The following is a 21311-nucleotide window of genomic DNA, read 5'->3' on the forward strand; positions in this document are numbered from 1 at the left end:
CATGGTTATGCGGTATTAGCACCTGTTTCCAAGTGTTATCCCCCTCTTTTGGGCAGGTTGCCTACGTGTTACTCACCCGTTCGCCACTCAGTCTTTTAATCGCTAAATGCAAGCATTTATTGATCAAAAGCTTCGTTCGACTTGCATGTATTAGGCACGCCGCCAGCGTTCGTCCTGAGCCAGGATCAAACTCTCAATTTATAAGTTTGTGACTCAAAATTTAAATTTACTAGCGAATTGACTTCGCAAATATTGTTGCTCTTGTCTAAAACAAGAAGCCCTACACATTTGCTTATCGAAACTTTGTTCAGTTTTCAAAGATCTGTTTCAAAGCCGCTCGTGGCGACTCTTTAATTTTATCATTAACGATTCTTTTTGTCAAGAAAATATTTTTTAAATATTTTCTTTCAACCTAATCGCCAACCATTTAATTATCTCAATTTCTAGATGAAATGTCAATAACTTTTTATTTATTTTTTCGTTGTTGCAACCGCGACAACTTTTATAGTTTAACACATAAAACAAAATGAATCAACATCTTTTTCCTATGTTTTACTTTTAAAAGCTTATCTCGCACAAGCAACATATAAAATAATACCAACTATATTTATTAATGTCAATAGTTTTTAAACTTTATTTTTATAATCATACCAGCCAGCTAAGAAGCCTTTATCCACAAGCTATACCTGTTTTAACTAATAACTAAAAACCGAAGCTTTTTTTTCGCTAAAAATGCTTTTATACCTTATTTTTGCTGCTATCAAAGCAATATAAAAAGGCATTTTCTTTTAAAGAAAATGCCTTTTAAAATTTTATTTCTTTAATTCAGGCGCATCAGTAACGTAAAGCTTTTGCGTACTCTTACCACCATTTTGCTGTTTTAAGCTCTTATGCTGTGTATCCTTTTGCGCTGCATTAAGTTTTTTCATACTGTCACGATACTTATAGCTATACGCCGTCTTATTCACCTTAGTGAAATTATTAGGCGTGTAAAAACGTAGTAAATCACCGGTAACAATCTTATCAGACAATGATAAGACCGTTGTGGTGTGTTCCTGCTGCTGGTTGACTTCAGCTTTCTGCTCTTTGGTCAATTTCTTGGTTACATCCACGCCTTGATTATTATACACTTTGCTACCTATCTTACTAAAACCAGGTGAAACAAAGTCGCCATTGCGGAAGGCAACTGTTTGATTGCGATTCGTCGATAGTAAATCATTTCCCAATTGAATAGTATCGGTATTTTCAATACCAAGCAAATCAAGCAAAGTAGGCATAACATCAATTTCGCCACCATAAGTATGATTAATACCGCCCTTTAAGCCAGTTGCATGCACCATAAATGGCACTTTTTGGAATTGGGCCAAATCATAGCTAGTAACCTTCTTCTTGCCTAATAATTGTGCAATAGCCTTTTTATGATTATTAGAAATACCATAATGATCGCCATAAACTACAATCAATGAATTATCATAAAGCCCCGCCTTCTTCAGGTAGCTGATAAATTCACCAAAAGCCTGATCAAGATAGTGGGCCGTTTGGACATAACCATCAACGGTATTATCACCCGTCTTAGTCTTAGCAATACTTTGATTTTGCTTATCTAATTCATAAGGATAGTGGTTTGTCACCGTAATCAATTTGGCATAAAATGGCTGCGGCAATTTTTCCAAATATTTGATGGATTGTTTCAAAAAAATTTTATCTTTGAGACCATAGCCAATACTATAATTAGTTTTGTCTTGGTAATAGTCTTCACTGAAGAAATATTGATAACCCCATGATTTATACGTATTATCACGATTCCAAAAGCTGCCTACATCGCCGTGGAAAGATGCTGTTGAATAGCCGCGTTGATCCAAAAAAGCAGGCAAAGCTTGGAAAGTATTTGATGTCCCATATGAAGTCATCGCCGATCCTGAGGATAAACCAAATAATGAATTTTCTAACATCATTTCAGCATCTGAAGTTTTTCCTTGTCCTACTTGGTTATAAAAATTATCAAAAGCCAAGGTATTTTGATCAGTATAAAATTTATTGATATTTGGGGTTACTTCCTTACCATCAACCTTATAGTTGATTAAAAATTGCTGGAAACTTTCCAAATGGAAAATAAAGACATTTTTGCCGGCTGCTTTACCAAAATAAGTTGCATTTCTAGTGCTTCGATTAGTCTTTAAAAACTTCAACACTTTATCTATATCACTGCTATTGGCATTAGCTCTGGTTGAACTTTGCTTATGTGCTTGATACACATTATAACCCGCATAAAAATTAAGGCCCAAATATTTAACAATGTAGTTATTGTCAAAAGTCCGTGTCAATAATTGCGGACGGTCCTTATTAGCTAAACCTAAGTTAAGCGCAAAAGTTAAGCACGAAATCAGCGTGATACTAATCGGATAGCGCTTTTTAAGCGGGTTACTGTCAACCTTGATAATCTTCGTCAATAATAAGATAGCTAAGATAATAACATCAGCAAAAACCAAAAAATCACTAGCATGGATAATCTCACTGATACTCAAAGTTAAATTATTCGAAACCGATCCGGAAGATTTGATAATTCCGACTGACAAAAAGTCAGAAAACTCACGATAATACAAAATATTTGCAAACAGCCACAATGATTCAATCAAATCGATAATAAGCATTATCCAATATGATTTCTTACCTTTAAAATACAAAGCAATTCCGAAAAGAAGCAGCCCAAATGGCACTGGATTCATTATCGCTAAAAAGGTTTGCATGCCATCTGAAATACCAAGACTAAACTTATTAACATAAACAAGATAGGTCTTCAGCCAGTAAATCAAAAAGATTAATGTAAAAAAGCCTATGCGCCTATCGAGAAAGCCTTGGACTTTATTTAACGCTGAACGCATTCAATTTGCCTCCAATTAATATTAAATTATATACAGTCAAAATTATAGCTTAATTTTGACGAAAGTAAAATCAAAATTAAGCTATAAGTAAGTAATTTAACTTTTATTTATAAATTAGTCGGCCAGCAAATCATAAATTTCCATCGCAGCTAAATCGATATCATCGAAATCAAATTTTTGCTTGGAAGCAACTTCTTCCAAAGAATAAATGCCAGTAGCTGGATTATAAGTAACAAATCCTCTTTCTTCGCCATTCTTTTCAAAACGACGTGAAGTAACATCATTGCCTTCCGTATTTGCCATGACTTCTAAGCGTTGAATAATCGCTACAAGTTGTGATTTTTGCTTTTCCATAAGATTCTCTCCTTGTATTTATTTGTCAGCTTTAACTGATACCGTTTATTATTTTAGCAAATTTACGCCTAACATACACCTATTATTGACAGTTTTATCAAAAAATAAGCAAAATAAAAGCACAAAGCCATCTTCTTTGTGCTCATCTCAGCTATTTTTTTGATAAGTCTTAGGTTTAACCACCATCGCCATCGCACCAGCTATTAAAACCAAGTAATAAGTGATTATGCGCCATAATAGCATTGCCAAGACTAACTTTGATTGTCCAATAAACGTTGAAAAAATCATGGAAAAGCTGTATTCTGCTCCGCCAGTCCCACCAGGAATTGGAAACAGTGAAATAATCATAACAATCAACACATGCATCGCTGTTACCAAAAGGAGGTTTAACTTAGCAGCTCCTAAGGCCAATAAGATAAAATAAGGTATTACATAGTAGCAAGATAGCTGGCACAGCGTCAGCAGCGTCATTTTAAGCAATAATCCCCTATTAGCCTTCAAGCGCAAACTTTCTTGATGAAAAGTTTCCATTTTAACTTCCAGCTGTGTGGTAAGTTTTTGAAATTTGTCAGCTTTCACAAAAAATTTTAGGGGCCACATTATTATTTTAAGTAATTTTTTAGTAAATGAATACCAATACATAATTAAGATTAAACTTAAAATAACCATAAAGTGAATTAAAAAACCCAAAACCACCAAAACAAATAACGCATGTAATTTGCTAGCCAAAAATTCAAAGCCGATGATTAGACAAACCACAAAGTTAACCACAATCATCGCTTGATAGACCACAAATTTCATCAGCAGCATCGAAGTCGCCTTACCAGCTTCAACACCTGATTGCAATAAAACAAATAACTGTGCCGGCTGTCCCCCAGATGAAAAAGGTGTAATCCCATTAAACAGCAACTCTACCAGTGGCACCCGCAAAGCATCCAAAAAAGGATAATGTGCTACATGTTCTTTAACCAAGATTTTAACAACTAAGGCTTCAAACACAATGGACAACACCATCATTAACAGAGCCGCCAACAACCATTGATATTTCAACTGTATGATATCATGCATTAAACTGCTAAATTTAACATGTCTAATAGAAAAATACCCAATTAAAATTCCTACTAATAAGACAGACAAAAGCATCAATTTATCTTTACGCGTCATCTCTTTACCTGTTTTTCATAATATTCTTTCCAAATTTGTGCCAGGTGATCTTCAGAATATTCGTTTGACACCTCTTTAGCTAATTTTTTTAAAGCCGCCATCCTTTCAGGCGATTTGGCTAAAAGGCTTAATTTTCGATCCATCTCATCTATATCACTAGCCGGTTCGTACTTGTCTTTGATAATAGCATGATATAAATCTAAATCTCTTAACATCACCGGTGTATTGGTACTGCAAGCCTCTAAAACACTCATCGGAAAAAGTTCATTAAATGACGGCAATAAAAATAAATCAGCCATATTATAGTAGTCATTCATTGCTGACCTTTCAACGATTCCTGGAAAATGCAGATTTTGGGGAGGATTATCAACCACTTTTTTTAGTTGCTGATAACCATCCGTAATTCTACCGAATGAAAAACCACCCACCCAAATAAATTCAATTTCGGGATGTCTTTTAGCTAATTCAATAAAATCAAATAAGCCTTTGCGTTCTTGAATTTGTCCTACACCGACCACAACAAATTTGTCAGTCAGTTGATGCTTTTGTCTTAAAGCGGTAATTTGCGCTTGCGGAAGTTCAAAAAACTCGCTTTTAGCTACAAAATTAGGAATATAAGTAATCTTTTGTTGCGGAATTCCGTAATTAACCAGTTGCTTGATAAAGATGGGATTTACTACCACAATTTCATCCATGCGCTTATAAAAAGCAATCACATATTTATAAAAAATACTTCGAAATGGCTGGGGAATTTTTAAACTGCCTTCCAAAGTCTCCGGCAAAAAATGAACATAGCCTATTCTTTTACCATGTCCTAAACGAAAAGTCGACAAGTAAAACAAGGGATCTATCGTGTGGTAATGGCTAATATCAGCGGCACCGTAATTATTAATCGATATTTTCATCTCAGTGGGATATTTTTGTCTAAGCAGCCGGATTAATTCGCTATAGGCACTGCCCACGCCTTGACCTTTAACTTTAGTAGCCGACGAAAACATATGGATATTAAGCATAAAATTTAACTCCTTTGCCGAATCTGACTTCTAAGTTCAGTTTGAGCGTAGCTTTTCAAACAATCTTGATAATAAGCGCTGATTTTTTGACCAAACAATTCCGCCGAAATCTCATGCAACTTATTTAACCGCGGTTGTTCATCCTGATATTTTTGCGGTTGCGTCAAATATTCGACAACTTCATCCACACAATGGTCTTGGCTATCGAAAAGCATTCCAATATTTTTATCATCAAATAATTCATCTGTATAAGGGCTATGTGTCGTAACCACCTTAAGGCCGGAAGCAACGGCCTCAATATAAGTTAAACCTTGCGATTCGGAAACCGAGGTCGAAATAAATAAATCAGCTGCATGATAATAATCAGTAACTTGACTATTGGAAATTTCACCGGTAAAAATGACATCTTCCCAAATATTAAGCTGGTGGGCTTGTTCTTCAAGGCTTGCTCTGGCTGGTCCTTCACCGACAATCATTAATTTAGCATTCGGCACTTGCTTTTTAATTTGCGGGAAATCATTTAATAAGCGGTCAATATTTTTTTCAAAGGCTAACCGACTCAACGTTAAAATAAGCGGTGTCTCGGGCTTAAGATGATATTTAGCTCTGATTTTTAAACGATCTCCGGTTTCAAACCGCGTTAAATCAACGCCAGTTGGAATGATTTCAATTTGATTTTCTACCCCATAGCCGCGTAAAGTATCTAAGACACGTGCGCTAGGAGCAACAACACCACTCATGCCACTGCAAAACGATTTCGTCAGTGCTTTGACATGATTAGGCTTTAACAGTTTGCCCTTAGCTACATAATGCAAATAATCTTCATACATCGTATGGTAGGTATGCAGGCAAGGAATATTCAAATTTTTGGCCACAAATTTACCTATCACCCCCATGGAAAATTCCGTTTGCGTATGCACTAAATCCAAATTTAACTTCTTAGCAATTTCATACGCCTGAAATAAGCCGCGCACTGCAATACGCCTGTCAGTAAACGAAATAAACGGAATGCTGGTAAAACGAAATACATTTCTTTCGTAGACTTTTTTATCAATTTTAGGATCCGTTGTGGTAAAGATATAAACAGTATGTCCTTGACGCTCCAATTGATTACGCAAAGTATCAATTGAAGTTCCAACTCCACTGACTTGTGGATAAAAGGTATCTGTAAAAATCCCAATATTCAACTGCATCCCTCCTTAAATCAATTAATCATTCTTAATTATATGGTTTTGACTACTGAATTTCAATCTTTCTACTAAGAATCATTGCATTCGATACCAAAATTTAATAAAAGCATAAAAAATAAGCATCTATCTAAAATAGATGCTTATTCATTAATTATTACTTTGTGTATTCTGCAACCAAAGCCTTAACTTCATCAACTGTTTCACATTCAGTAACAGCTTTTTCAGCTAATTCTTTCATCTTGTTAGAATCAAGTTTCTTAATCAAAGAACGTGTCTTAAGAATAGATGTAGCACTCATTGAGAATTCATCTAAACCTAAACCAAGCAATAATGGAACAGCAATTTGATCGCCGGCCATTTCACCGCACATGCCAGTCCACTTGCCTTCTTTGTGAGAAGATTCAATGATATTCTTGATTAAACGCAAAATTGAAGGGTTGTATGGTTGATAGAGGTACGAAACGCGTTCGTTACCACGATCAGCAGCCATTGAATATTGAATCAAGTCATTAGTACCAATACTGAAGAAATCAGCATACTTAGCCAACTTGTCAGCAATCATTGCAGCTGCAGGAATTTCCATCATCATACCAACTTGGATATCATCGGAAACTTCAACACCTTCAGCAACCAATTTAGCTTTTTCTTCTTCAAAGATAGCTTTAGCATCCTTAAATTCTTGTACAGTGGCAATCATTGGGAACATAATTGCTAAGCGTCCGTACTTAGAAGCACGCAACAAAGCACGCAATTGTGTTCTGAAAATATCTTGCCGTGTCAAAGAAATACGGATAGCACGGTAGCCCAAGAATGGGTTTTGTTCGTCTGGTAATGGCAAGTAAGGAAGTTCCTTGTCACCACCGATATCCATTGTACGAACAACAACTTGCTTTCCATTCATACCAGAAACCGCTGCCTTATAAGCTTCGAATTGTTCATCTTCTGTTGGAAGTTCACTTGAATCCATGTATAAGAATTCTGAACGGAACAAGCCAACAGCTTCAGCACCATTATCAACAGCACCTTGAACATCTTTAGGTGTACCAATGTTGGCACCCAAAAGAACTTCTTTGCCGTCAGCTGAAACAGACTTAGCATTTTTAAGTTGAGCCCATTCTGCTTTTTGTGCAGCAAATTCTTCAGCTTTTTGCTTATAATCAGCTAATTCTTCAGCTGTAGGGTTGATTAAAGCATCACCACTGATACCATCAATGATGACCATATCGCCTTCTTTGATATCAGTCGTAGCAGAACCTGTACCTACAACAGCAGGAATTTCAAGTGTCCGTGACATGATAGCAGAGTGTGAAGTACGTCCACCAATATCAGTAATAAATCCTTTAACATAGCGACGGTCAAGTTGAGCTGTGTCAGAAGGAGTCAAGTCATGTGCGACAATAACTACTTCGTCTTGAATCAAAGCTGGGTTTGGCAACTTAACACCAAGTAAATGACTCATAATCCGCTTTGTAACGTCGCGGATGTCGCCAGCACGTTCTTGCATATAAGCATTGTCGGTCATAGCTTCGAACATACCGATAAACATATCAGTTACACTCTTCAAAGCTGCTTCGGCATTTACTTTATCATTGTTAATCTTATCAGTGATTTGACCAATTAATTCAGGATCGGCCAAAATTGTTAAGTGAGCTTCAAAAACTTGAGCTTCTTCAGCACCAAGGTTTTCAGTAGCTTTTTGCTTAATCAATTCGAGTTCACGCTTAGATGCTTCTAAAGCATCGTTTAAGCGTTTTACTTCAGCTTCAGGATCGTCAATGCTTGTTTCAGAAAATGATAAATCGGGTTGGACAAGCATATATGCCTTGGCAGCTGCGATACCATCACTAGCTGCAATCCCTTTTAACATTTCTGTCATTATTCAGCAAGTCCTTCCTTAGACATTGTATCAGAGATAGCTGCAATAGCATCTTTTTCATCGCTACCTTCAGCAGAGATTGTGATATCTGCGTTTTGACCAACGCCAAGTGACATAACACCCATGATGGACTTCAAGTTTACTGACTTGCCTTGGTATTCCAAAGTAATATCTGAGTTAAACTTGCTTGCAGCTTGTACCAAAAGTGTAGCTGGACGTGCGTGAATACCTGTTTCTGCGATTACGTGAAAATCTTTCTTTTCCATTGTGGATCATGCTCCTTTGAGTTAATAAAAATTTTGGGCGTGAAAATGCAGTGAAAACTAACGGAAAACAGTCATAATATTTTTATAACCGTTTTCATTAATTTTTAGCGCAACTCGTTGCCCCTATGAGAAATATAATACCATGATTTATTTCATTAGACAAGTAGTTAAATGTGTTGTTTTTTAAGAATTTCTATATATTTATATACCTTGACCATCACGATCATAATGATAAGTCGCTCCACCACCTCTTTTGGCTTCACCGATAACCCTTTTTCTAAAATTCGATTCCATAAAAACCGGTTGAAAATCCATAAATTCTTCCTTAGAAATCTCAAAACTGTCAATTTTGCCTGCTTTTAAATCATCAAGTAATTTAGCATAATCTCGGCTCATAATATTCTTCCTTTCACTGCATACAATATGAAACGATTATACCACATTTTATTTTTTTTAATTCCAGTGCTTTTTGCTTGCTCTTTAGAATTAAGCTAGTATAATTAGAATTGTAATAAGGTCAAAGATGGTCAAAGATTTTTGACTTTAAATTAATGAAAGGTTGTGATGCACATTGTTATGTCAGAATTGTCATACAAATCCAGCAACAATCCACTTAACTCTTAATGTCAATGGTCGCGCCACCAAGCTTGACCTTTGTCCTAATTGTTACCGGAGCTTAAATGAGAGTGCTGAAGCAAATAACATCCAAATGTCTTCCAATAATGATCCTTTTGGATTCAATTCATTTGACGACTTTTTCCGTGCTATTTCAAATGAACAGCAACCTGCTGGTGCCAATCGTTCTCAAACTCCGCCTACTCAGACATCAGGAGGGAACAACGGTTTAAATAATAATTCTATTTTAGGAAAATATGGTTTAGACCTGACCAACGAAGCCAAAAATGGCCGGATTGATCCTGTCATCGGCCGTGATCAAGAAATTGCGCGTGTTATTGAAATTTTAAACCGTCGGACTAAAAACAACCCTGTCTTAATCGGTGAAGCCGGTGTTGGTAAAACGGCCGTTGTTGAAGGATTAGCCCAAAAGATTGTTGATGGCGATGTTCCGCAAAAATTAATCGGCAAACACGTTATTCGTTTAGATGTTGTTTCTTTAATTCAAGGTACCAGTTACCGTGGCCAATTTGAAGAACGGATGCAGCAATTGATTAATGAATTAAAACAAAACGAAAATGTTATTTTATTCATCGATGAAATCCATGAAATCGTTGGTGCTGGCGACAACACCGGCAATATGGATGCAGGCAACGTTTTAAAACCTGCTTTGGCGCGCGGTGAATTTCAATTAGTCGGAGCAACCACATTAAATGAATATCGCTCCATTGAAAAAGATGCTGCCTTAGCCCGCCGCTTCCAGCCAGTCCAAGTCGATGAACCATCCTTAAAAGAAACCTTGGAAATTCTGCAAGGCATTCAGGGCAAATATGAGGCTTACCATCATGTTAAATATACTGATGAAGCTATTAAAGCAGCTGTTTCTTTATCTGCTCGCTATATACAAGATCGTTTCTTGCCCGACAAGGCCATTGATTTATTAGATGAAGCCGGTTCCCGCAAGAATTTGACTATTCATGCCGTTGACCCTAAAGTGATTGAAGAAAAAATTCAAAATGCTGAAAAAAATAAGCAGGATGCTTTGAAAGAAGAAGATTATGAAAAAGCTGCTTATTATCGTGACCAAGTCAACAAATTTGAAGAAATCAAAAAAAATAATGTCTCCGAAGACAATGCTCCAATTGTAACTGAACAGGATATGGAAAAAATCGTCGAAGAAAAAACTGAAATTCCTGTTGGTGAACTTAAAGCTAAGGAACAAAACCAATTAAAGAACTTGGCAGCTTCTTTAGAAGAACATGTCATCGGCCAAGACCAGGCCGTCGATAAAGTAGCCCGTTCTATCAGAAGAAATCGTGTTGGTTTCAATAAAACCGGTCGTCCTATCGGCAGTTTCTTATTTTTCGGCCCAACTGGTGTCGGTAAAACCGAAACCGCTAAGCAATTAGCCCGCGAACTCTTCGGATCAGAAGATGCCATGATTCGTTTTGATATGAGTGAATATATGGAAAAATTCTCCGTCTCAAAATTAATCGGTTCACCTCCTGGTTATGTAGGTTATGAAGAGGCTGGTCAATTAACAGAACAAGTACGACGTCATCCATATAGTTTAATTTTATTAGATGAAGTCGAAAAGGCCCACCCTGATGTCATGCACATGTTCTTGCAAATTCTTGATGACGGTCGCTTGACTGATTCACAAGGACGTACTGTCAGCTTCAAAGATACTATTATTATCATGACGAGTAACGCCGGCAGCGGCGACTCAGTGGTCAGTGTTGGTTTTGGGGCTGAAAATTCAGGTAAGACCCACTCTGTTTTGGATAAATTGGGCAAATACTTCAAGCCTGAATTCTTGAATCGTTTCGATGATATTATTGAATTCAATGCTCTCTCCAAAGATAATCTTGAAAAGATTGTCAATTTGATGCTCAAGGATGTCAACAATACTTTGGCCGAAAAGCAAATGTCGCTTTATGTTACACGTCCGGTTTGCCAAAAGCTTGTTGATTTAGGCTACGATCCTAAGATGGGGGCCCGCCCATTACGGCGTACCATCCAAGAAGAAATCGAAGATAAATTAACTGACTATTATCTCGATAATCCTAGTGTCAAGCAATTTATTGCTAAGATTGATAATGATAAGATTATTGTTACCAAGGCTGAAGATCAAGTAACACCTGATAAAGCTGAATAATTCTAAAAAAGTCTAAGTATTTTCTAATACTTAGACTTTTTTATTTGGCAGTTAAGCAAATTAACGCGTATAATAAACATATAAACAACCGGCTCAGAAAAGAGGAGGATTTATATGCAATTAATCGATGTTACCACTAGTTACGCCCATAAAATCAGACGTGAATTAATGGATACACCTGCTCATTTTATCAAAGTTTTTTCCTTAGGCAATTCCAAAGTTGTCTATAAAAAGAAATTTAATGAAGCTAATATTCTCATTTCAAATAAATTAAGACCTATTACCGCAAAAGAAATAGAGTTTGTTAAAAAAGCTATTTTGGGCGAACATGCTAATGAAGCAACAACTGCTACTGGACATAACTTGGTCGAAATTGTTTTGCACAACAAAAAATAGCTTTTATAGAAATCCTTTTTGCAGAGGATTTCTTTTTTTGCGTATTTGCACATAGCAATGTTTGAAAGCACTTGTTATAATAAAGTTAAGTTACAAGAAAGGTGGGAACGTTAATGTCCGTGAGAAATTACTTCAGACAAATTTTTACAAGAAGAAAAAAACGTTCCCGCTACGCTAAAAGGCAAGCCGCACCTGATATTTCAGCTATCAAGTATAACCCTACCGAACCCCGCAAAAAAGAAACTCCAAAAGCCAGCAAGCCGGATTCGACAATTATCATTATCTATCAAGATGAGCAAAAAAAAGCCCTCTGTACGCCTGATATTGTTATGGGCTTTCGCGGTCAACCGCTAAATGTCGCTTTTAAAGAAATAAAAAACTACGATTTAATCAAAATCACCGGTTTTACTTCGCTGTTCACAATGGAATATGGAGCTATCACCCTCACCTACCGCAAAAAAAATGCCGGTTTGCTATGGGTCTTTTGCCAAGATATCGATGATAATCGCTTTTTATTAAAGCCCCGCTTTATTACCGGTGGAATTGACGATCCGTTTATTCTCAGTCCGCCTAACCTTAAAGGTTATACGATTAAAAAGGCTAGCGGACCTATTAAAGGACGTTTTACAAAGGACCAGCAGATTATAACCTATTACTACCGCAAGAATAACTATGCTGACGTCAGCTATGAGATTGGTTTTATCTTTTTCAAGGATTTTTATACTTGCTTCGACCAGGTTTTAGGACACAAAACGCGTGTCATCATTGCTAAAGAAACCATTTGGCGCATCTTTGAAACCATTACCCTCACCGATGGTTCTAAGTGGTGTTGTTTAGGCGGCAATATTTGGGTCAAATTTGACGAACAAATGATGCTTTATTATCGCAATCGTCCCCAAGAAACACTGCAATTAGCCGATCAAACGCTTAATGCACAAAAATTAACACTGCCAGCTTACATTGACTTTATCCCCCACCGCCAATTAATTCTTTATGACCAGCCTTTTGGTTTAAAAAAGACCTCCATCCTAGATGGAACTAAGGTTAATTTGACCGCCAAGTATGTTGAACAAGGTATAAATTGGTTTAAAGTTGATGATTTAGGCTGGACAATCAGCGAATATTTACAGCTAATATAAAAAGCTCAATCAAATGATTGAGCTTTTTTCTTATAATTTTGCAGTTAATTTAACATCAGGATATTTATCCTTGAACCAACGTTCCGAAAATTCATTTTCAAATAAGAATAATGGATTTCCTTGCCGGTCTTTGACCAAGAGATTTCTTGAGCTGGACATTTTTTCATCCAATTGTTCTGGATCAATCCAACGGGCAATCTTGCGGCCCATTGGTTCCATTACAACTTCTGAATTATATTCATTGGCCATTCTAAATTGGAAGACTTCAAATTGCAATTGTCCGACAGCACCTAAAATATAATCCCCTGTGCTGTAGCTTTGGTACAGTTGCACAGCACCTTCTTGAACCAATTGTTCAATCCCCTTATGGAATGATTTTTGCTTCATCACATTTTTGGCCCGAACATGCACAAATAATTCTGGCGTAAATTGCGGTAATTTTTCAAATTTAACTGCTTTCTTGCCTGTATAAATCGTATCGCCGATTTGGAAGTTACCAGTATCATATAAGCCAATGATATCACCAGCAACCGCTGTCTCCACAATTTCACGCGCATCGGCCATAAATTGCGTTGAATTGGACAGACGCAATTTTTTGCCTGTCCGTTCCAAAGTGACATCCATCCCTCTTTCGAATTCACCTGAGCAAATTCGCACAAAAGCAATTCGATCCCGATGGTTAGGATTCATATTAGCTTGAATTTTGAAGACAAAACCGGCAAATTCAGGGGCATCAGGTTCAACCAAATCACCTGCTTCTGTCTTATGTGCTGCTGGTTTTGGTGCAAATTGCAGGTAAGCATCCAAGAAAGTCTTAACTCCGAAATTAGTTAAAGCTGATCCGAAAAAGACCGGTGTCAGCTTACCTTGAGCAATTTTAGCTTCATCAAAAGTACTGCCGGCACCTTTAACCAACTCAATTTCTTCAAGCACTTGCTGGTAGATTGATTCCTGCTTTAGGGGATGATCACCTTTGATTTCACCGTTATCATCCAATTCTAAGAAACTTTCACCCTCGGCTTCACTACGGTAAAGTTCAATTCGATTATTAAAGATATCATAAATACCTTTAAAACCTTTACCCATCCCAATAGGCCAGTTCATCGCATAGCCTTCAATACCTAAAACTTCTTCTAATTCAGCAATTAAATCTAAAGGTTCACGTCCATCGCGGTCTAATTTATTGATGAAGGTAAAAATCGGAATCCCGCGCATCTTGCAAATTTGGAAGAGCTTTTTAGTTTGAGGTTCAATCCCTTTAGCTGAATCAATAACCATCACAGCTGAGTCAACCGCCATCAGTGTCCGATAAGTATCTTCGGAGAAATCTTCGTGTCCTGGCGTGTCCAAGATAATAACTCTTTTACCATCGTAATCAAATTGCATAACGGATGAAGTTACCGAAATCCCACGCTTTTTTTCGATTTCCATCCAGTCAGATTTCGCAAAATTACCACTCTTTTTTGCTTTAACAGTCCCTGCAGAACGTACCACTCCACCAAACAAAAGTAATTGTTCAGTAATGGTCGTTTTACCAGCATCAGGGTGAGAAATAATAGCGAAAGTACGGCGTTTATCCACCGCTTGTTTTAATTGTTTCTGATCCATTGTAATCCCTCTTAATTAATTTAAGTGCTTTTTTCGCAAAATAATTCATTTTCTATATTATACTAAAAAAAGCGGGCTTGCAATCATTCAAGCCCGTTTAATTTAGCCTAATTTCAATTCATTTTGCTTTTTGATAGCTTCTTTTTTTTGGTGATAAGAAGCTAAAGCATCCGGTAAAACCGCTTTAATGGTCATAATACGACCTTCCTCAACTTCTCTAGACTCTAAGATTAAAGAACCTTTAGCTAAGGAAACTTCCACTTTAGCCTGTTCATTGTCAACCGGGATACGTCCCAGCTGATAAATCAAAAAACCGGCTAAAGTATCGACATCATTAACATCTAAATTAGTGCCAAACTCATCATTGAAGTCATCCAAAGGCATTTTCCCTTGAATAAGAAAAGTATCTGAATCAACAGCCTTATATAATTGATCAGGCTCATCAGATTCATCATCAATCTCACCGACGATTTCTTCTAATAAGTCTTCTAAAGTCACTAACCCAACCACGCCCCCGTACTCATCCAGCAAAATAGCCATTTGATTGCGCGTTTTTTGCATCTGATATAGCAATTCATCAATAGTGGTCGTCTCAGGCACAAAGAAGGCCGGCCGCAAAAGCTGTCTAATCGTGATATGCTCAAATCCAAAATTACGTGCTTGTTTAACTAAAGTCTTGATGTGTACAATACCGACAATGTTATCTTTATCTTCATGATAAATCGGCACTCTGGAATAGTCCATGCTTAACATACTATCGATATTGCGGTCATTATCATTGGTAATATCAATCATAAAAGCATCAGTACGCGGTACCATGATTTCACGGGCCATTTTATCATGCATAGAAATAACACCATCAATCATCTCATATTCATTTTCATCCAGTTCACCGCTTTTTTTACCTGCTTCAATCATCTCAACGATATTTTGCCAAGATGTAGCTAAACTGTCTTCACTATCAGTTTGAGGTTTTTGGCTGATTTTAGTTAAAAACCAAGTTGCCGGATAAAATATAATATGAATCAGCATCACAAACCAATTCAGCTTTATTTTATGGTTCAAAGGCATTTTGGCCAAGTAAACATAAACTATAAAAAGTATTGCCGACAAAATGAGCACAAAAAGCATATTTATACCCAAAGAACGGTCTAACCAATCAAGGACGGCTAAAAGCATCAAACTTAAGCCACCATTCAAAAAAAGTACGTTAAACTGCAAGGCTTGTCTTTTTTGTTCAATATTTTTGATGCTGCCTTCAGCTTCTTTTTCAGTATTCTCTTGTTCCAGATAAGCCGTAGCTAAAGCCGTTAACCCTAAACAAATAGCTACTAAAAGTATCAATATCCATAAAAGCGGGTTTCCAGAATCATCCATTCATCAATCACTCCATCTCAATTATTCATCTTTTTAATTATACAGCTAAAGCTATTATTTTGGTACTTTAAGCGTAGCTCCAGCTGTTAAATCAATATTGCTGCCCATATCATTCAAAGCTTGAATTTTAGCGACCGTGGTATTATATTTTTCCGCTAACTCGCCAATCGTTTCGCCGCTGCCTACAGTAATCGTTTGAACCTGTTCGGAACTAGAACTGGAACTAGAGCTTGAACTTGAGTTGGAACTGGAACTAGCTTTGGAGCTTTGCTTGGAACGATTAGCCAAACTAGAACTGGAAGCTTTTTTAGCCGCTGTTTTAGTTTGGCTAGTCTTTTGAGTTTTAGATACTTCCTTATTTTTATTACTGAAGAAAGGCCAAGTAATATTAGGCAAGGCAAAATAATGTTCTCGTAAGCCAAACCAGCTGCCACCTAACAAAACGCCTAATAAAAGCATAATTAAGGCAACTTTCATACCTTTTTTAGCTTTGTGTTTAGGCTTTTTTTCCACCTGAGTATTCTTAGCTACTGGATCAGCTCCATGTTCAACATAAAAGGCTTTACGCATCTTAGGTTCATCTTTACGCGTATATCCGTGCTGATACTGGTCACTTTTAAATTCGTCATAAACCTTTCTAACATCAAACATCATCTGCAGGCGCTGCTTATTAGCTAAATAATCATTTTTTTCAGGCAAAGTTAAAGCCCGATACCAATCAAGCGCATATTCATATTGGCGCATGATTTCCCTCGTAGGGCCAAAATCTTGTAATTCTCCAAAAGAAATCCAGGCACTGCGCTCACATAAACTTTCAATAACAGCATTTTTGACGTCAGCAATAATAAAAGTAACCCCAGTATCTTTTAAAGCCTGCATTCTTTTAATCGTTTTTTCCAAGAAAGCCTGGTCTAAAACAGTTAAAATATCATCAATGATGACCAATTCAGGTTCAACATAAAGGGCTATTCCCAAAGCCAAGCGTGCATACATGCCCATCGAATAATTTTTAACAGGCCGGTATAACAGCTGACCTACTTCGGTAAAATCAATAATACCGTTCGTTAAATGATCGCCTTTGAATTTATCAACGCCAGCTTTTTCGACAAAAGCGCGAATATTTTCCAATCCTGTCAAGGAATCATCCAAACTTCTTAAAGAAGCATAGCTGATTTTCGCATCCGTCGTAATAAAACCTGTCGTCTGCCTGCTCAAGCCCGCAATTATTTTTAATAATTCAGACTTTCCCGAACCATTTTCACCAATGATTCCCACTGCTTCACCTTGAGCGACATCAAGATTAATTCCGCGCAAAAGCCAAAAATCATCGCTGTCGCTGTTCATAAAGGATACTTTTATTTTTTTATCTGCTAAAAGCGGCACACTTTTAGTAATATATTTAATTTCAAGTCTGCGCATCCAAAGTCTCCTCAATATTTGATCTTACAATTAATATTATCCTAACATGTTAAAAGACGCAATGTACATTGCTAATTGGTCTAATTAATTTTGCAATTTAAAGCAAAGCTAGCTATAATATTAAGGTTAGCTTTCTAAAAGGAGTTATTTTCGTGAAAAAAATTATCCAAAAGCACCAAAGTTTTATCGCTTATGCTTTTTTTGGTGTTTTAGCAAGCGGTGTTAACCTCCTTGTTTTCCATATTTTATACCAAAACCTGGATTTTAACTATCTCATTGCTAATGTTATTTCATATATCTGCGGTATGCTAGTTACCTTTTTTACTAATAAAAAAATGGTCTTTCATTCTGCCTACGATTCTTTCACCAAAGTTGCCAAAGAATTCGTTTCCTTTTGTAATGTCAGGTTATTATCTTTTCTTCTAGATAATTTTATTATGGTCGTCGGAATCGAATTTTTGCCTTTGAATGCTGACTTGCTCAAAATCTTTGATCAAATGCTGGTCGGATTATTGAATTATTATTTCAGCAAATGGTTTATCTTTAATACCACGCAAAAATTCGAAAAAAATATTTTGCATAAAAAACATTAAAAGAGGTCAAGTTTTAAAACTTGACCTCTTTTATTCAGCTTAATTTTCTTTAGCATGTCCGATTAATTCAGACTTGCTGTCACGTCCCATTAACTGGGCAATTTCACTTCTAATGTCGGCATTTTTGAATAAGACATTGTAAATAGCTGTGGTAATTGGCATATCAATATGTTCTTGTTGCGCTAATTGGTAAGCTGCTTCACACGTATTGATACCTTCAATAACCATTCCCATATCTTTGATAACTTGATCCAAAGGCTTGCCTTGACCCAAAGCATCACCGCACCGCCAGTTACGGGAGTGAACTGATGTACAAGTAACAATCAAATCACCTACACCAGAAAGGCCCATGAATGTCAATGGCTTAGCACCAAATGACATTCCTAAGCGGGCAATTTCTGCCAAGCCCCGCGTCATCAACGCTGCCTTAGCGTCATCACCGTAACCTAAACCATGTAAAGCACCAGCACCAATGGCAATCACATTTTTAAAGGCTGCTCCGGTTTCAACCCCGATAACATCATCATTTGTATAAATTCTAAGATAGTTGTTAGAGAATAAATCTTGCACATATTCAGCGTCAGCTAAATTTTTTGAAGCGGCGGTAATTAAAGTAATATCTTTGCGAGCTACTTCTTCTGCATGGCTAGGCCCGGATAAAACAACCATGCCCCGCGCACATTCAGTGGTTAATTCTTCCATAATGATTTGTGAAATCCGCTTATGTGTGTTAATTTCCAAACCCTTGCTGGCGTGAATAATCAATGGCTTTTGACCTGTCTTTTGCAAAACTTCTTTTAATTGGCCAGCCACTAACCGAATAACTTTTGTGGGAACTACAAATAAAATTGCACTAGCATCCTTTACAGCAGCTTCCAAATCGGTTGTTGTGTGAAGTGATTCAGGATATTTAAATCCTGGCATATAGTGTTCATTTGTATGTTGTTCATTAAGTTCATCTGCTTGAGCTTGAACATTTGTATAAAGTTCGACATTATGGCCGTTTTCAATTAAAACAGTTGCAAGGGTACTACCCCAAGAACCGGCACCTAAAACCGCAATCTTTTCTGTCATTTTCTACATTCCTTACTCTTTAATTTGTTTCCATACCATTTTTTAAAGTAACACAAGTCTTCAAAAAAGGCAAATTAACCAAAAAAGGAAGCGTCACACTTCCCTATTGTCTTCTTGATAATTCTAAATAGCGATTATACCATATTTCCACGTATTCTTTGGAAAAAGGCCCCTTTTGATTGTTAATCCAGTCTACCAAAGTCATGACATTATGCTTTAAAATTTTATCTGTTTGAGCTGAATAACCCCATTTTTTGCCATGTTCTTCATATTCGTCGACATCTAACAATCTTTTTTCACCATTGGCAAAAACTTTAACATCTAAATCATAATCAATATACTTTAAAGCTTCCTTGTCTAACACAGCTGGTGAGGCCAAATTGCAATAGTATGAGACACCGTTATCACGAATCATCGTTACAATATTAAACCAATAATGCTTATGAAAATACATTAAAGCAGGTTCCCGGGTAACCCATCTCCTACCATCTGATTCTGTAACTAGCGTATGATCATTGCAGCCAATCAGTGCATTTTCACTTGTCTTAAGTACCATGGTATCGCGCCACGTACGGTGCAAACTGCCATCATGCTTATAGCTTTTAATCGTGACAAATTCACCCTCGCGTGGTCCTTGTGCATGCCGCATTTTATCCCAGCTTTCTTGCTTTTTTCTTAGCCTTATTATATCAATAAATAAGTCCTTTTGCCTAAAAAACTACTTTAACTTAAGTTTTACTACAGCTTCTGTTCGAGCCGTTTGCGGAAACATATCGATAGGTTGGATATATTCAACGTGATATTTTTGGGTCAAAAGGCATAAATCCCGTGCCAGTGTCGACGGATTGCAGGAAACATAAACAAATTTAGCTGGCTCTTCCGCTAAAATTTGCTTAATAGTTTCATCATCTAAACCGGTCCGCGGCGGATCAACTACCAAGGCATTAAAACTTTTGCCTGCTTTTTTCCATTTGGCAAAGACTTTTTTAGCGTCGCCTACCTCATATTGTGCATTATCAATCTGTGATTTGCGCGCATTATTTCGAGCATCGGCAATTGCTTCTGGAATAACATCCATTCCTAAAATTTCTTTGGCCTCTTGTCCGCAATAAAGGCCGATGGTTCCGACCCCGCAATAAGCATCAACCAAAGTATCATTGTGATCTAAGGCTAAAGCTTTTTTGACTTCATCATACATCACCTTTGTCTGCTTAGGATTCATTTGGAAAAAGGCGCGAGCTGATAGTTCAAAGGAAACATTGCCCAGGCTTTCCACAATATAATCTTGGCCGAATAAATTATGCGTTTCTTCTCCAAAAATCAAAGATGATTTTTCCGGATGATAATTTTGCATAATCGAAACAACCTCAGGTAAGGCATTGTGAATGTCAAAAACTAAATCCATCACATGCGGAATCCTTTTTTCATGAGTCACTAAAACCAGCTGTGCCTGCTTAGCAGCAAATGATTCTCTAACTACCAATGTGCGGATTACGCCTTGATTTTTATGTTCATCATAAGCTGGGATGTGCCATTTTTCCAATAATTTCAAAGTCGTCCGAATCACTTTCATGGTCAAGTTACCTTGGGTCGCAAACGTCGGCAAATCAACCAAAAAATGGCTTTCAGGCTTATATAAACCTGCAATTAACTGGCCGGACTTAGCTTTTTTGACTTGAAAAGCCGCTTTATTTCGATAATGGTATGGATCAGCCATCCCCAACGTTGCTTTTAAATCCATCTTTTTAAACCCAGCCGGCTTGAATTTTTCCAATGCCTGTTTAATGACATCCCGTTTAAATTCCAACTGTGCCGGATAAGCTAAATGTTCTAATTCAATGCCGCCAACATCATAAGGATCTCTTTTTTCAACCCGATCCGGGGAAGCTTTTTTAACTTGAAGCAAAGTGGCCTTGGCATAATTTTTCTTAGCCTCAGTAATCTTGGCTTTGACAAATTCATTCGGCAAAGCTTGCGGAATAAAGACAATCTTTCTTTTGTAATAGCCGATTCCTTCGCCGTTAATGCCTAAACGCTTAATCGTAACATAAATAATTTGGCCTTCTTTAAGACGGACGGGCGCGTTTTTTTGTTTATTTTGCTGCATAATGCTGTCCTTTCGCTAAAGATATCTAAGTCATTATAGCATACTATTTGAACCATTGACGCGAATGTATTTTCGCTTTA

At 37.0% G+C, this 21311-nt stretch carries 18 protein-coding genes and 1 rRNA gene; 4 read left to right on the top strand and 15 right to left on the bottom strand.

Annotated features, from left to right (window positions below; translation table 11 throughout):
- The 9 genes from BMX26_RS05370 to BMX26_RS05410 all read right to left on the bottom strand — a co-directional run.
- Nucleotides 1-201 (bottom strand): 16S ribosomal RNA (locus BMX26_RS05370); the annotation flags it as partial.
- 611 nt (nt 202-812) lie between these two features.
- Nucleotides 813-2882: an LTA synthase family protein gene (locus BMX26_RS05375; protein WP_075530439.1), complete on the bottom strand. Its 2070-nt coding sequence runs from the start codon at nt 2880-2882 to the stop codon at nt 813-815.
- Between the two features lie 114 nt (nt 2883-2996).
- Nucleotides 2997-3236: a YkuJ family protein gene (locus tag BMX26_RS05380; protein WP_075530440.1), complete on the bottom strand. Its 240-nt coding sequence runs from the start codon at nt 3234-3236 to the stop codon at nt 2997-2999.
- Nucleotides 3237-3383: 147 nt separating this feature from the next.
- Nucleotides 3384-4400: a lysylphosphatidylglycerol synthase transmembrane domain-containing protein gene (locus BMX26_RS05385; protein WP_075530441.1), complete on the bottom strand. Its 1017-nt coding sequence runs from the start codon at nt 4398-4400 to the stop codon at nt 3384-3386.
- On the bottom strand, nt 4397-5413 hold the full coding sequence (locus tag BMX26_RS05390; RefSeq protein ID WP_075530442.1) for a glycosyltransferase family 4 protein: 1017 nt from the start codon (nt 5411-5413) through the stop codon (nt 4397-4399). Before BMX26_RS05390 ends, BMX26_RS05385 begins: the two co-directional genes overlap by 4 nt.
- Nucleotides 5414-5418: 5 nt before the next feature.
- Nucleotides 5419-6600 carry a glycosyltransferase family 4 protein gene (locus BMX26_RS05395; RefSeq protein WP_075530443.1) on the bottom strand — a complete coding sequence of 394 codons (1182 nt, stop codon included), beginning with the start codon at nt 6598-6600 and terminating at the stop codon, nt 5419-5421.
- A 157-nt stretch (nt 6601-6757) separates the two neighbouring features.
- Nucleotides 6758-8479, bottom strand: coding sequence for a phosphoenolpyruvate--protein phosphotransferase (gene ptsP, locus BMX26_RS05400; protein ID WP_075530444.1), 1722 nt, complete (start codon nt 8477-8479; stop codon nt 6758-6760).
- Nucleotides 8479-8745 (bottom strand): phosphocarrier protein HPr, encoded by a 267-nt coding sequence (locus tag BMX26_RS05405; RefSeq protein WP_075530445.1) that lies wholly within the window; start codon nt 8743-8745, stop codon nt 8479-8481. The genes ptsP and BMX26_RS05405 overlap by 1 nt, the downstream gene beginning before the upstream one ends.
- Before the next feature lie 201 nt (nt 8746-8946).
- Nucleotides 8947-9141 (bottom strand): hypothetical protein, encoded by a 195-nt coding sequence (locus BMX26_RS05410; protein ID WP_075530446.1) that lies wholly within the window; start codon nt 9139-9141, stop codon nt 8947-8949.
- Nucleotides 9142-9316: 175 nt separating this feature from the next.
- Here BMX26_RS05410 and BMX26_RS05415 point away from each other — a divergent pair, with 175 nt between their 5' ends.
- From BMX26_RS05415 to BMX26_RS05425, 3 genes are all read left to right on the top strand, one after another.
- On the top strand, nt 9317-11518 hold the full coding sequence (locus BMX26_RS05415) for an ATP-dependent Clp protease ATP-binding subunit (protein ID WP_075530447.1): 2202 nt from the start codon (nt 9317-9319) through the stop codon (nt 11516-11518).
- Nucleotides 11519-11632: 114 nt separating this feature from the next.
- Entirely contained in the window at nt 11633-11914 is a 282-nt protein-coding gene (locus BMX26_RS05420; RefSeq protein ID WP_075530448.1) for a DUF1827 family protein, read from the top strand.
- 113 nt (nt 11915-12027) lie between these two features.
- Nucleotides 12028-13053: a MucBP domain-containing protein gene (locus BMX26_RS05425; protein ID WP_075530449.1), complete on the top strand. Its 1026-nt coding sequence runs from the start codon at nt 12028-12030 to the stop codon at nt 13051-13053.
- Between the two features lie 30 nt (nt 13054-13083).
- On the opposite strand, the gene BMX26_RS05430 is transcribed toward BMX26_RS05425, so the two are convergent.
- The 3 genes from BMX26_RS05430 to BMX26_RS05440 all read right to left on the bottom strand — a co-directional run bounded on the left by BMX26_RS05430 (nt 13084) and on the right by BMX26_RS05440 (nt 17457).
- Entirely contained in the window at nt 13084-14661 is a 1578-nt protein-coding gene (locus tag BMX26_RS05430; RefSeq protein ID WP_075530450.1) for a peptide chain release factor 3, read from the bottom strand.
- Between the two features lie 102 nt (nt 14662-14763).
- Nucleotides 14764-16038 (bottom strand): transporter associated domain-containing protein, encoded by a 1275-nt coding sequence (locus BMX26_RS05435; RefSeq protein ID WP_075530451.1) that lies wholly within the window; start codon nt 16036-16038, stop codon nt 14764-14766.
- 54 nt (nt 16039-16092) lie between these two features.
- Nucleotides 16093-17457: an ATP-binding cassette domain-containing protein gene (locus tag BMX26_RS05440; protein WP_075530452.1), complete on the bottom strand. Its 1365-nt coding sequence runs from the start codon at nt 17455-17457 to the stop codon at nt 16093-16095.
- 152 nt (nt 17458-17609) lie between these two features.
- On the opposite strand from BMX26_RS05440, the gene BMX26_RS05445 reads away from it, so the two are divergent.
- Entirely contained in the window at nt 17610-18050 is a 441-nt protein-coding gene (locus BMX26_RS05445; protein ID WP_075530453.1) for a GtrA family protein, read from the top strand.
- A gap of 39 nt (nt 18051-18089) precedes the next feature.
- Here BMX26_RS05445 and BMX26_RS05450 read toward each other — a convergent pair whose 3' ends face one another.
- The 3 genes from BMX26_RS05450 to rlmD form a co-directional block, all read right to left on the bottom strand.
- A complete protein-coding gene (locus BMX26_RS05450) occupies nt 18090-19124 on the bottom strand; it encodes an NAD(P)H-dependent glycerol-3-phosphate dehydrogenase (protein WP_075530454.1) in 1035 nt (344 codons plus the stop codon).
- Between the two features lie 103 nt (nt 19125-19227).
- Entirely contained in the window at nt 19228-19773 is a 546-nt protein-coding gene (locus tag BMX26_RS05455; protein WP_075530455.1) for a DUF402 domain-containing protein, read from the bottom strand.
- Between the two features lie 69 nt (nt 19774-19842).
- Nucleotides 19843-21231 carry a 23S rRNA (uracil(1939)-C(5))-methyltransferase RlmD gene (rlmD, locus tag BMX26_RS05460; protein ID WP_075530456.1) on the bottom strand — a complete coding sequence of 463 codons (1389 nt, stop codon included), beginning with the start codon at nt 21229-21231 and terminating at the stop codon, nt 19843-19845.
- Nucleotides 21232-21311: the final 80 nt, after the last annotated feature.

This window comes from Ligilactobacillus sp. WC1T17 (assembly GCA_900110005.1).
Lineage (GTDB): Bacteria > Bacillota > Bacilli > Lactobacillales > Lactobacillaceae > Ligilactobacillus > Ligilactobacillus ruminis_A.